Raw genomic sequence first — 12,219 nt, forward strand, 5'->3', positions numbered from 1 at the left:
TCCATATCTATATTATGATATCTTTACGATAGAAGTAAAACGTGATGTCGGAAATCATAGCCTACGATTAGAAAGGAATGACAACCTATGAAACAGCTAAGCGAAGCTCTGGCCCGTTTTGTACAACAACAAAACTTATATAATGAAGCCTACGGGCTGTTCCAAAACCACGACATCCAGCCCCGGATGGAGAAACTAGCAGATTGCTGGGACAGTCAGATTCCTGTATCCCCTGAGCTTAAGTACCTGTATAGCCATTATGAAATGATCGATGCCAAGGCAGCGGGAACACACAAATTAAAAAATGCAGCAGTTGAAATCGGGGATGCCGCGGTTCTCTTTTTTGCCGCACCAGAACATCTGTATCGCCAACAGCTGGGCTATCGCTGGATTACATCTGGTGAGCTTGTCCAAGAATCTTCTTCGTGGCCGCCCCATCATGTCGTGATTGCCACTTTTAACGACGATCCAGTCATTGTCGATACTAGCGCACCCGATTCCCCTGTATATGCTGCATTCGAAGGCGGTGCACCGCAGCAGGTGGCAGACTCTTTGGCTAACTTCTTTACTGCTCTTTCCATCCTGATTGAAGGTGCCTGTACCTTTAAGGGAGAAGTGAAAGATGAAGAAACATACGAAACCAAAACAGCATATATCGAGCACGTAAAACCATTGCTGCATCCGCTGTTGAGCGAAAATCAAACCACATATTTAATGGAATACCTATCCCTTTGTTAGAAATCCTTTTTTTGAAGAGAGGTGGAGCTTATATGATCTATATCGCATTACTGCGGGGCATCAATGTTGGCGGCAATAACAAGATCGAGATGAAGAAGCTCAAGCAAACGTTTGAAAATGCAGGTATGGGGCATGTGACGACTTACATTAATTCTGGAAACATTATTTTTTCTAGTCAGACCCAGTCTAACCAGGAGCTTTCACTCATATTGGAACAGGCGATTCTGGAGGATTTTAGCTTACCCATCCGCGTCATCGTCCGTAACATGAAAGAGATTCAGAGCATTATGGAGGCACTGCCGAATGAATGGTCTAATGATACACAGATGAAAAGTGATGTAATGTTCCTGTGGGATGAAATTAACGATATTTCCGTTCTGGACAAGCTTCCTTTAAAACCGGGAATAGGCCATGTAATATATACGACCGGGGCCGTTCTGTATTCTGTCAGCAAAGAACAAGTCACAAAAAGCGGGTTAACGAAATTAGTCGGCACCAAGCTGTATCAGCAAATGACGGTGCGGAATGTGAACACAACTCGTCAGATTTACAAGCTGATGCAAACGGCTGAACAGGAAGAGTTACGGGATACGAGCTCCTGACTGTAGTCCAAAAGCAATCTTAGAAGAGTAAACTCAAAAAGGGAGCCTTTTTACGGCTCCCCAACTGTTTTTCTTCGATGTAATGTTTTCCCTAGTCTTTGTGTATTGGCCTCGTTAAATTTTAAAACCTTCGACCAGTTCATTCAGTCGGGCCGCGCTTTCCTTCACCTGATCAGACTGGTGTGCCACTTCAAGAGATTTCTCCGTCGATGAAACCATATTCTCTGCAATGTGCTGAGTGGATATAGCAGACTGTTCGCTGGCTGTTGCAATCTCATGGATTGCTCTCACCATGGTTTGGATAGTTTCATTCACCTGCTTAGAGGTGGCGTTCAAATCATTGACCGTGTTCGTATGCTCCACGGCATCATTGTAATATTGTCCTGCTGTATCCTCAAGCAGCTGATAATCCTTGCCTACCTGGGCTTGCAGGAAGTGCAGTAATTCTTCGGCATTAGTAGTTAAATTCTCAACAGATTGCACAACTTCTTGAGTAACACTCTGAATTTGGTCTACCGCGTGTTTGGAGCCGTCTGCCAACTTGCGAATCTCGTTAGCCACAACCGCAAACCCTCGACCTGACTCACCCGCACGAGCCGCTTCAATGGATGCATTTAGAGCCAGCAAATTGGTTTGTGCCGTAATTTCTAAGATGGACTGAGAAAGTAAACGAATTTGGTCTACGCCCTTGGCACGTTCTAGCGCTTCCTTCATCTTTTCATTGGCCTTCCGGTAAATTTCCTTGGCTGCTTTATTGGATTCACTAGCCGCATGCTTCAATGTTTCGGCTTTTACACTTGTATCATGGGCAGACTGAGCTCTTTCTTGAGTTTTGACCGAAATGTACTCTGCTGCCCGCTGCATTTCTTCCGCAGAATGGTTCATATTTTCGGTGTATGCCGAAGTCTCTTCCATAGCTGCTGACAGCTGTTCGACCGTGGCAGATACATCTCTAATCCGCTCATTGAGATCTGTCATATTATGATTCGTCTGGTCACTCAGTTGGTTAATTTGGCGTGACTCTTTGATAACCCCCGTAATGACCATTGAGGTTGAATCTGTCATTTGTTGAATGGCACGCGCAATCACAGCGATCTCATTATTTCCTTTAAGCAAGGCAGGATCAAGTGCTGCCGTTAAATTTCCTTGGGTAATCTCCTCACAGTATTTCGTAATTGTACTCATCCGGAAACGGATATTTCGAATGGCCGCAAAGGAGATGGTGATAAGAATAGCCAGCACGAGGGCTAGAACTGTGATCAAAACAATTGTACGCATTTTAATCTCATTTTGCGTATTTTGATATAAGTTGGCGGATTGCTCATTGTTATAATCTGAAATCGTAGTCAGCATCGTAACAATTGCCGTACTGGATTTATTAATTCGGCCTCTTTCTTCCGTGTCATACGTTCCACTATTTTTTTTGACTGCCATGATTTGCTCAATATCCTGATAATATGTGTCTATACTCCCCCGTAGTTCCTCGTACATTTTCTGTTCCTTAGCATCCAAATTCCTTTGTGAGAATTCATTTAGTCCGGTTGTAACACTATCTTTTCCTTTCTGCACCTGCTTATACTGTTTATCTGTGTACTCCTTATTGTCGAGTATTTTTGTATAATTAGCCCGCATATTATAGAAATCACTTTTGACTTCAAGAATATTCGTTTGGTGTTGAAAGCGATCCACATACAAAATACCTTGACCCTCTTTAGCTTGATACATACCGATAACCCCTACCAACGATACAATGAGTAAACCCACTAAGCTGATTACAATCATGGAGATCATCGTTGTCGTAACCTTTAAATCTCTAAAACCTTTTCCTTTTTTAGTCCTGTCTGATAGCTTGTTACTCATCCAAACCCCTCCAGATCGTCTATGGATAATAGTTCACGCTGCAGATCACAGAACGTGATGATATATATATCTATATATCGGTAGAAAGCGCTTAAATTTATAAGTAAAATAACGGTACTGCAAAAATAAGAATATTATAGTAGGCAACTTCATATTTGGATTTGCTATGTAACTCAAAATTTTAGATATTCATGGGCTTAAAGAATTTGCTAAACTAGAAGAGGAGTCCTTACACGAAGTGGGGCACATATAAAAAACGAACGCTGAATGATGGGAGAGAAAGTATTGTGACAAACATACAAAATAAAAAACAAGTATATATAATCCACGGATACACAGCTTCGCCAGCCGATCATTGGTTCCCTTGGTTACAAGACAAATTACAGGAAGATGGAGTATCGGTAGGTATACTGGAGATGCCCAACTCGCAATCCCCCAAACTTAATGAGTGGATCGAGCATCTATTACAAAATATTAAAGTTCTACATAAAGACACCTATTTTATTGGTCATAGCTTGGGATGTGTATCCATATTAAGATACCTACAGCAAGTAAGTATCCCAGAACCACTTGGTGGTCTCGTTTTCGTTTCCGGTTTTACCGATCCAGTGCCGAGTCTACCGTCATTAGATGAATTTACAAATGGCCATTTGGATTATCAGCAAATCATGGATTCGCTAAAAGCGCGTTCAGTTATCGCTTCAAAGGATGACACAATTGTGCCCTTTGCACTCAGTAAGAAACTAGCTGAAGACATCCAAGCCGATTTCCATGAAGTAGACCATGGAGGACACTTTTTACAAAGTGACGGTTTTACCACCTTACCGATGGTACATCAAGTGTTAATTGAAATGATGAATGCAAATAAGTAGCATGACAGGCTTAGTTTGAAAACTTACATAACCCGCAAAATGAAACCGGCGAAGGGTTCATTATTGCGGGTTCAATACATCAATACAATGCCCATTTTTCCGTACACAGCTCTATAAATGAATGGGCAACCTGTTCACATTCGTCATATCCCAAACTACCAGAATGAGCAAAAAGAACGGGATACTCATTGTTTCTTTTTTCCTCTCTCATATCAAACATATAGTGGTTTCCGCACCCATCCATCGCAAACGATACAGCACCCGGCATATATTCCGGTAACTCGTAGGCAAGGTTCATTTCTCTCAAATCTTCGGTATTAAAAAACTGAAAATAACGTTCTCCATTTTGAAACTCCCCGCCGTTAGAGTATCTCAAAAAATCCATATAGCTGTCAGGAAATTGCCCTTGGGGCAGATGCCAGCTCACAGGATCTAAAGGTTTATATTGATCATAGAATGGAGACGACTTTGGAAAAGGGTTCACTTGTCTTTGCTTGATTTCGTGACTCTCTTGTTCCGATAGCTTTATGTTCCATGTTTTCAAAAAATTTACGATTTGTTCATCCGTTGCTTCCAGACTTTTTACAAACTGCTGTTCAAAGTGAATACTCCACATATCAGCCAACCTCCATACCTCGATGCCTCTAAGAGTTGTTGTTTCTACCGAGCAAGCTATTCCTTATCTACTACCGCCTGCCATACTTTTGTAATGTCTATAGGCGACTTGCTGCTGGTCTCCCCTCCACCTTCCTGAGTCCATAGCGGCGGATAATATGCAAATACCTCTCCCGGCTGAAGTTGCTCCATATCCTTCTGCCAACCGTTCCAGCGGAATGTCTGGTAGAACAAGTCCAAATCTCCCTCAGCCAACCAGCCCAAGAAACCGGAATAGGCCAGCTCTGTGGATTCCCATTCCAATGCATCTGGTGCAAAATAGTAGATATGACCGCTACGTCCAAATTTTCCTGTATCCAATCCAAAAAATCCACCTGCTGCATCATAAGCCACAATCAGCATCCCCTCAAGTGCAGGAACACTTTCTGGCTCCTGAAGCCCGTTCCATGAGGTCAAGCTACCAAAAATTCCAGAGCCACCCGCACCCAGCAAGGTGATCCAACCGTAATCAAACACGATTCCTCCTGTCTCATAGGCAACTGTTCCCAAATACGATTTCGTACTCACCTGCAAACGGTACAGCGTGTCCCCTGGAGCGGATTCCGATTTGGACGATACAATGTGATGAGAATTCCGGCCTTCTTTCAGAATATTGGTGACCTCTTCCCATGCATGGTTATCCTTATCCACCAGTTCATCAACCGTTAAAGTATGCATGTTCATTCACCTTCCCGCATATTCCAAAATTCACTTTCAACCTACAAACTGATGTTTGAAAACCTGCGTTTGATCTAAAATCACCCACTGATTCACTTCGTCGTATCCTTTTACAATTGCCGTGACCTCATGCTTAGGATACATCCACTCGGATGGTGTCTTCTCCTCATATGTACGAGTGTCTGACAATCCGACCGCATGATGTTGGAAAATATGAATAAGCGTACCGTGTGGGAAAAACGCTTCAATATGACCCTTTACCTTAGTCCCAACGGGCAGGGCATTTTTGATTTGATGCCATTCCTGGTTGAAGGTGTGAAGATAATTGAACCAGATTTCTTCAAACTCTTTTTTTGTAATTTGCGTATAATAGGGCTCTGTATCATCAATCGCTTTCTCAGCTAATAAGAAATGATACTGCTCGTGCTTGCGATTAGAGGCGATATACGTGCCATCATCCTGGATGACAATTTGTCGATAGGCTATTCCATCCGAATCTATTTCAAAATACCAGGTTCCCATGCCTGGCTCCGGGCAATCTTTAAGATATTTCATTGGCCCCTCCTATTAAAAAATTCAATTCGTTTGTATCACTTTTTCCCGCCATAGGTTCTTGCCAAATATGCGAGATATTCCGAACGCGTCAGTCCTCCCGTTTGACGGTTGAACTCATCATACGAAATGTCTTCTAGGAATCCGAATTCGGCCAGTGCTTTTCGACGCTCATCCTGATATAACGGATTATCCAGCGTTTTGTGCCACTCCCGCTCTTCCCAGGAGCCAAAACAGTCGGCAACGACACTTGAATACACACCGTTATTTAAAAATTTTCGTGAGGACTTGAACACGGTCTCCCCTTCCGGTTTGGAAACCGTGCCCGTTCCCCAGGATAGACTATATGTTCTTTCTTTTCTACTATCCGTACTACAGCCATAGCCGATGGGGAACACAATATCCTCTTCCACTAACAGCTTATGCCCTACCCACTCATAGGCACCCCGCATAAAGGAATCATCCATAACAATCCAGGTCGTTTCGGATAATGGGGCGGATGTGATAGATTCCAAAGCTGTTGAACGGTCGCGACTCGTAAACAGATACGGACGCACGAATAAAGGCATGGTCATGACACTGTTCCAAATGCTTTCCTCTGCAAACAACTGATCCTTTTGCATTTGGCGCAGATCTCCAATGACCAGTACATATCCATCTGTGAAAAGGTCTATTTCCACGCGGAAGATGTCTCCCGGGACCGTTTTATAACGCTGATTTTTCATATGCTTCAGTCGGTGCAGCCTGTGATCGTAATCCTTGGGCACAAGTGACGGATATTGCTGAAGCCAATCGATGATCTCTTCTTTACTATGTAAATGCTCACATCCCGTAATAGGGAGTTTCACACCCGTTTTGCTATTCACAGCAGTAACATAACTAAGAGGACGATCCCTTCGAATGCCTGCTGAAAAGGTTACGCCTTCTGCCTTGATGCTCGAAACACTTGTGTAATTCAGCTTTTTCTCTTTGCCACGAGCCGTTTTAGGCAAAACAAATGCCTGGTCACGCGTAAGAATCTCTACATCGGTTTCTCCATAGGTATCCTCAGTGAAAGAAATTCGCTTGCGAATGACATCCCCATCCATACAAATAAAGTATCCATCTTTAATTTCTATCACATCCCAATGCTCTTCCAGCACCTCCAGCCCGAAGTACGGTCGTAACGCGTTCGTTAGCCAACGATTCATCTGTTCCTCCAGTTCCAAGTACATCTCAATGCACCCGGGTTCAATTTTCCCAAAGATTATAACATAACGTAGCATGTAGCTCGTTTATTCCTACACTGTTCCAGCTTGGACCAACTCCTCCTGAATCCAGCTACTGCTGGTAGAAAGCTGGAGCAAGTCGGCAGCGATCTGTTTGACCTGCTCTTGCAACACGTGTGACTGATCCGTTCCTTCCAGAAAGCGACTCAAAAAATGAAGAAATACGTCTACCTTCCTAAGCAGCATCAAAATAGGCAAAGCATCAATCTCGTTGTGGCTTAAATGAACCTGGCGGCTGAAGCCCCGGCAAAAATCCCGAACGGCTGTCGCCTCCTCCGGTTGTCCCAAAAATCCTGATAAGATGACCGCCGGCTCCATGACCCGAACGTCTAGCGTACAAAATTCAAAATCAAGCAGTGCAGTTACTAGACTATGATCCGAATCCTTTACTAACAAATTGGAAGCGTTCAAGTCTCCATGTACAAGCTGATGCGGCAACTCTTCTAATGCATGAAGCGAATCTGTAATCTCTTCATAAGCTGCTCCTATTAACCGCAGCTCTTCATGCAAATCCTTTAGAGGCTCAGGCGGATGTAAACAAAAGCCTTGAACCGTTTCCCGGTTACACAATGGATAGGATTGCTGCAAAGCATAATACGGTCGATAGACTGGAGTCATATCAAGATTGACTGTCGCAAGCACAGCCGATAATTCCCCCGTAGTCTCGCCCAAAGAATAGGCAAAGCTTGAATCCTGCTCCAGGGGTGATATGCCTTTTATGTATTTGAACAGACACACATATTTACCGCTTTCCTTCTCCAGTTGAGCAAGCGTCTCTCCCGTGACCGTCGGAATAGGCTGGGGTATTCTGAATGATAGAGAATGCTTACTCAGCTCCTGCAAAACCGCATGCTCAAATTCAATTTTGTCCCGATCCCTGTGTGTATCGTAGACGCGCAGCACCCCGCTTCGTCCACCACTCTTAACAAAATACGTCGTATTATTCCAACCCCCGGTTCGTTTCTGCAGCGTTCCGTTCCACTCCGGCCAGTGACGTCTTAGTATTGCTTCCAAGGATGTATCCTCCCTTCTTCGTGTCCATAGCATCGGTTGCCCCCGGCATGCGAGAAGTATGGTTATAATAGCTTTACAGGTAATTTCATTATTTTAGCATAGCAGATAGCCTATTTTATAGCAGAGAGCGACTCTAATTCACAAGAATTTAAACCGAAGGAGGAACACCTCTTCCGCAAGCTAACCGTCCTGTGTTTGTCCAAAGAGTTTTATCCTACGTTTTTCCAGTAGCATTAGGGAGAGTTAAAAGGCTCACTTACAATGTGATCGAGTCTTTTTAAACAGGACGTACACAAAAAAACAGGACTGATTAATCAGCCCTGTCTTGTACATCATACCCCTTTAGTCAATCTGGATCTGTCTGCGGGAACGATCGTCACCCTGACGTTTAGGAATTTCAAGTTTCAATACACCTTGATCCAGTTTTGCCTTAATGCCTTCTTCATCAACATGATCCACATAGAAGCGTCGGACAAATTCCCCAGAACGGCGCTCCCGTCGAATCATTTTATTCGTATCATCCTTCTCTTCATGATATTCATTCCGTTTAGCACGGATCGTCAAATAATTATGGGTAATATCGATGTCGATATCTTCTTTTGCAATGCCTGGAAGCTCAGCTTCCACCAGATATCTGTCGTTTTCTTCACGAATATCCGTCCGAAACGTCTGAGAGTTGCTGCCAAATGGAGCAAGCCAGTGGTCATCAACCATACCATTGAAGGATTTAAACATTTGTCCAAAGAAGTCTTCATTTCTTTTACGAAATGGGACCAGATCAAACATGAAAATCAGCTCCTTTTAATTGGTTGTTGTTTGTGTTCCTTACGATTCATATTATAGTACCGAATAGAGCGAGGCTCAAAGTTCAAAAGAGGCTGAAAATACTGAAATAACCCGATCCTAAGCGATCTGTCAAAAATAGTTTTAGATTTCAATCAATTTGACCTTTTTTGACCTTTTGACTTCACAAGAGACTACATATTCTTTGGCAGCCAACTCAGGCTTGCCCTGCTATCGCTTGTTCCGGTGTAGAAGCTGGGTACAAGTGACAGGCTACCTGCCGCCCCGGTGCAGCTTCGGCAAAGATGGGCTGTACTTTGCTGCATATCTCCATGGCTGCCGGGCAGCGGTTATGAAACGCACAGCCACTTGGCGGATTTTCTGGACTGGGCACATCCCCTTTAAGTACAATCCGATCACGTTCCGCTTCCGGATCAGCTACAGGTACCGCAGACATTAACGCCTTTGTATACGGGTGCAGCGGCTCGCTGAACACTGCTTGGGTCGGTGCGAGTTCGACCAGCTTGCCCAGGTACATCACACCCACGCGGTCGCTGATAAATTTGACGACCGACAGATCATGGGAAATGAACATATACGTCAGGTCATATTGTTTTTGCAGGTCCTTCATCAGATTGAGCACTTGCGCCTGAATCGACACATCGAGGGCCGAGACTGGCTCGTCACACACGATAAATTTGGGATGAAGCGCCAGTGCCCTTGCGATCCCGATCCGCTGGCGTTGACCACCCGAGAACTCATGCGGATAACGATGTGCATGATAAGGAGACAATCCGACCACTTCGAGCAGCTCGTCCACCCGCTCTTTGAGCTGCGTTTTGCTTAGCTTTTCATGCGTGATGAGCGGTTCTTCCAGCACCTGCTGTACTGTCCATCGGGGATCAAGCGAAGCAAACGGATCTTGAAACACCATCTGCATATCCGTTCTGAATTTTCGCAGCTGCTCTGTGTTTAGCTTACGTATATCCGTGCCATTAAACAGAATCTCTCCATCCGTCGGTTCGATCAATCTGAGTATTGCCCGTCCAGTTGTGGATTTGCCGCAGCCGGATTCTCCTACGATTGCCAGGGTTTCACCCTGCTGTACAGTCAGGTTAATACCATCCACCGCTTTGACTGCTCCCACTTGTTTGGAAAAAAGTCCTTTTTTAATTGGATAGTGTTTTTTCAAATTACGTATTTCAAGCAGTGTACTCATGATATCCCTCCTGCTGTAGCAAGCAGCGGCTTTTGTGTCCGGGTTCCACTTCTGTAAGCTCCGGGGCCTCTGCACGGCAAATTTCCTTAGCAAACTGACAACGCGGTGCAAAGCGGCAGCCTTTTGGCATATCGAGCGGGTTGGGAACCTGGCCCGGAATGGAAGCCAGACGCTCCTGATCACTGTTCAATTGCGGCAGTGAGGCTAGCAAACTTTGTGTATACGGATGCTTGGGATCTTTAAACAAAGTTTTAACGTCCGTTTCTTCTACGACTTGTCCGGCGTACATAATCACGACCCGATCGCACATTTCAGCAACGACACCAAGGTCATGAGTAATCATCAGAATGGAAGTTCCTTCGGACTTCTGTAGCTCACGCATCAAGTCAAGAATCTGTGCTTGAATGGTTACATCGAGTGCCGTTGTCGGTTCATCGGCGATCAGCAACTTCGGATTGCACACCATCGCCATCGCAATCATCACCCGTTGGCGCATACCGCCCGAGAGTTCATGCGGATAAGAAGCGGCTACTTTTTCTGGACGTGGAATTCCTACTTTCGTCAGCATTTCCACAGCCATGTCTTTTGCTTTGTGTTTGCTTACACCGTGGTGGTAGCGGGCAGACTCCGCAATTTGCTTGCCGATTTTGAACACAGGATTTAGCGAAGTCATGGGCTCCTGAAAAATCATAGCCATCTCGTTGCCACGAATCGAGCGCATTTTCCGCTCCGAAAAATCCAGCATGTTTTCACCGTTAAACCGTACTTCGCCAGCGGCTACTTTCCCAAGTCCCTTGGGGAGGAGCTGCATAATAGAAAGGGAGGTAATGCTCTTGCCGCACCCGGATTCGCCAACGATTCCGAGTGTTTCGCCTTTGCCAACCGATAGATCGACGCCGTCCACAGCCCAGATGGTGCCAGCCGCAGTCTTGAACTCCGTCCGGAGGTTAGTTACTTCAAGCAGTTGTGTCATGCCCTCTTCCTCCTCCTTGTCCATCATTGAACCTTCATGTTCTTTTTATCTTAGGGAATAAGCTTATTCAGACTTACCCATCGTTTGCAGATGCTTCATGGTACCGTACAATTTAGTAATATGTTGAAACTCCTTTTCCGAATGAAAAGAGCATTGCCCACGTCCATAAGCTTTGGCTGTTTCTACAGCCAATTTGGCCGCCAGCGCAATATCGCTTTCGTGGCTGGCCCCCGTTGCACTGCCTGGGACAGGAGCAGCGGCCGTGATGGCTACACCAACCACTGGAGCGGAAGTGGCCACCGCTGGCTGCAAAATGCTGTTGATGTGATACAGGTCGTTACCATAAGGTGTGATGTCCTGCGTAGTTACAGCAAACGTGACACACGGTTCGCCAGTAACGGTCTGCACAATATCGACGAGGTCTTCACTAATGCGTAGCACGTAGCCTTCACGTACCGTCGGGGAAATGGCAATACCTTTATGGTTAATGACCCGATTCCCTTTGGTCGTATCAATAGACAGGATCGCTTCCATTTCGGGTGTCACTTCATATTTGTTCATCGTCAAAATATCTACGGGTGAATCCATAAATGGAACCGGATCATGGGGCTGAGTAGGTGCATCTGGACAAATATGTGTACAGATGATCACATCTCCGTCAAGCACATCTCCTTTGGACTGCATGCACAATAGTTTAGCCGCCGCCGAAATTGCCGCTGCCGCACCGTCACCATCGGATACAAATCCGATCATTTCCGGCCGTGCTCCAAGTCCACCAAGTCGCCCTACTACACCCAAGGTTGGAGAATCGCCCCCCTGAATGCGACCCGTTTTACCGGCAATGACAATTTTAATAAAATCCGTAGAGCCCTTTTCACCTTGCACAGTGGTGATCGTAATCTCCGCTTGACCCAGTTGTTCCAAATATGCTTTGACTTCTGCCCCGCTGGCGAACGGATTATCCAAAAGGTCATAAACTTCAAAAACTTGTTTCATCATACGGCAG

13 protein-coding genes are annotated in these 12,219 nt (G+C 45.1%); 3 read left to right on the forward strand and 10 right to left on the reverse strand.

Annotated elements, in window-relative coordinates:
• The first annotated feature begins 87 nt into the window (after nucleotides 1-87).
• On the forward strand, nucleotides 88-738 hold the full coding sequence (locus G9G54_RS14240) for a hypothetical protein (protein WP_165178559.1): 651 nt from the start codon (nucleotides 88-90) through the stop codon (nucleotides 736-738).
• A 32-nt stretch (nucleotides 739-770) separates the two neighbouring features.
• Nucleotides 771-1,340 carry a DUF1697 domain-containing protein gene (locus G9G54_RS14245; protein ID WP_165178560.1) on the forward strand — a complete coding sequence of 190 codons (570 nt, stop codon included), beginning with the start codon at nucleotides 771-773 and terminating at the stop codon, nucleotides 1,338-1,340.
• Between the two features lie 114 nt (nucleotides 1,341-1,454).
• On the opposite strand, the gene G9G54_RS14250 is transcribed toward G9G54_RS14245, so the two are convergent.
• The gene (locus G9G54_RS14250) at nucleotides 1,455-3,200 is read right to left on the reverse strand and encodes a methyl-accepting chemotaxis protein (RefSeq protein WP_165178561.1); all 1,746 of its coding nucleotides are present in this window, start codon (nucleotides 3,198-3,200) and stop codon (nucleotides 1,455-1,457) included.
• A gap of 287 nt (nucleotides 3,201-3,487) precedes the next feature.
• Between G9G54_RS14250 and G9G54_RS14255 the strand changes: the two genes are divergently transcribed.
• Nucleotides 3,488-4,072, forward strand: a complete 585-nt coding sequence (locus tag G9G54_RS14255; RefSeq protein WP_061829653.1) for an RBBP9/YdeN family alpha/beta hydrolase — start codon at nucleotides 3,488-3,490, stop codon at nucleotides 4,070-4,072.
• A 79-nt stretch (nucleotides 4,073-4,151) separates the two neighbouring features.
• On the opposite strand, the gene G9G54_RS14260 is transcribed toward G9G54_RS14255, so the two are convergent.
• The 9 genes from G9G54_RS14260 to G9G54_RS14300 form a co-directional block, all read right to left on the reverse strand.
• Complete coding sequence (locus G9G54_RS14260; protein ID WP_165178562.1) at nucleotides 4,152-4,688, reverse strand: SMI1/KNR4 family protein; 537 nt, start codon at nucleotides 4,686-4,688, stop codon at nucleotides 4,152-4,154.
• 56 nt (nucleotides 4,689-4,744) lie between these two features.
• Nucleotides 4,745-5,404 (reverse strand): DUF2625 domain-containing protein, encoded by a 660-nt coding sequence (locus G9G54_RS14265; protein ID WP_165178563.1) that lies wholly within the window; start codon nucleotides 5,402-5,404, stop codon nucleotides 4,745-4,747.
• Nucleotides 5,405-5,440: 36 nt separating this feature from the next.
• Nucleotides 5,441-5,959 carry a hypothetical protein gene (locus G9G54_RS14270; RefSeq protein ID WP_165178564.1) on the reverse strand — a complete coding sequence of 173 codons (519 nt, stop codon included), beginning with the start codon at nucleotides 5,957-5,959 and terminating at the stop codon, nucleotides 5,441-5,443.
• A 35-nt stretch (nucleotides 5,960-5,994) separates the two neighbouring features.
• Nucleotides 5,995-7,146, reverse strand: coding sequence for an immunity 26/phosphotriesterase HocA family protein (locus tag G9G54_RS14275; protein ID WP_165178565.1), 1,152 nt, complete (start codon nucleotides 7,144-7,146; stop codon nucleotides 5,995-5,997).
• Nucleotides 7,147-7,236: 90 nt separating this feature from the next.
• Entirely contained in the window at nucleotides 7,237-8,238 is a 1,002-nt protein-coding gene (locus G9G54_RS14280) for a phosphotransferase enzyme family protein (RefSeq protein WP_165178566.1), read from the reverse strand.
• A 342-nt stretch (nucleotides 8,239-8,580) separates the two neighbouring features.
• The gene (locus G9G54_RS14285; RefSeq protein ID WP_165178567.1) at nucleotides 8,581-9,024 is read right to left on the reverse strand and encodes an Hsp20/alpha crystallin family protein; all 444 of its coding nucleotides are present in this window, start codon (nucleotides 9,022-9,024) and stop codon (nucleotides 8,581-8,583) included.
• Between the two features lie 214 nt (nucleotides 9,025-9,238).
• Entirely contained in the window at nucleotides 9,239-10,240 is a 1,002-nt protein-coding gene (locus tag G9G54_RS14290; protein WP_165178568.1) for an ABC transporter ATP-binding protein, read from the reverse strand.
• Nucleotides 10,224-11,213 (reverse strand): ABC transporter ATP-binding protein, encoded by a 990-nt coding sequence (locus tag G9G54_RS14295; protein WP_165178569.1) that lies wholly within the window; start codon nucleotides 11,211-11,213, stop codon nucleotides 10,224-10,226. Before G9G54_RS14295 ends, G9G54_RS14290 begins: the two co-directional genes overlap by 17 nt.
• Before the next feature lie 63 nt (nucleotides 11,214-11,276).
• A complete protein-coding gene (locus tag G9G54_RS14300; RefSeq protein WP_165178570.1) occupies nucleotides 11,277-12,212 on the reverse strand; it encodes a DUF1177 domain-containing protein in 936 nt (311 codons plus the stop codon).
• Nucleotides 12,213-12,219 lie beyond the last annotated feature (7 nt).

Source organism: Paenibacillus sp. EKM212P (genome assembly GCF_011066115.1).
GTDB lineage: Bacteria > Bacillota > Bacilli > Paenibacillales > Paenibacillaceae > Paenibacillus > Paenibacillus polymyxa_B.

What these genes read in the sequence shown, in the direction of transcription:
- G9G54_RS14240 (WP_165178559.1), top strand. Translation starts at nt 88, where the DNA reads ATGAAACAGCTAAGCGAAGCTCTGGCCCGTTTTGTACAACAACAAAAC.
- G9G54_RS14245 (WP_165178560.1), top strand. Translation starts at nt 771, where the DNA reads ATGATCTATATCGCATTACTGCGGGGCATCAATGTTGGCGGCAATAAC.
- G9G54_RS14250 (WP_165178561.1), bottom strand. Translation starts at nt 3,200, where the DNA reads ATGAGTAACAAGCTATCAGACAGGACTAAAAAAGGAAAAGGTTTTAGA.
- G9G54_RS14260 (WP_165178562.1), bottom strand. Translation starts at nt 4,688, where the DNA reads ATGTGGAGTATTCACTTTGAACAGCAGTTTGTAAAAAGTCTGGAAGCA.
- G9G54_RS14265 (WP_165178563.1), bottom strand. Translation starts at nt 5,404, where the DNA reads ATGCATACTTTAACGGTTGATGAACTGGTGGATAAGGATAACCATGCA.
- G9G54_RS14270 (WP_165178564.1), bottom strand. Translation starts at nt 5,959, where the DNA reads ATGAAATATCTTAAAGATTGCCCGGAGCCAGGCATGGGAACCTGGTAT.
- G9G54_RS14275 (WP_165178565.1), bottom strand. Translation starts at nt 7,146, where the DNA reads ATGAATCGTTGGCTAACGAACGCGTTACGACCGTACTTCGGGCTGGAG.
- G9G54_RS14285 (WP_165178567.1), bottom strand. Translation starts at nt 9,024, where the DNA reads ATGTTTGATCTGGTCCCATTTCGTAAAAGAAATGAAGACTTCTTTGGA.
- G9G54_RS14290 (WP_165178568.1), bottom strand. Translation starts at nt 10,240, where the DNA reads ATGAGTACACTGCTTGAAATACGTAATTTGAAAAAACACTATCCAATT.
- G9G54_RS14295 (WP_165178569.1), bottom strand. Translation starts at nt 11,213, where the DNA reads ATGACACAACTGCTTGAAGTAACTAACCTCCGGACGGAGTTCAAGACT.
- G9G54_RS14300 (WP_165178570.1), bottom strand. Translation starts at nt 12,212, where the DNA reads ATGATGAAACAAGTTTTTGAAGTTTATGACCTTTTGGATAATCCGTTC.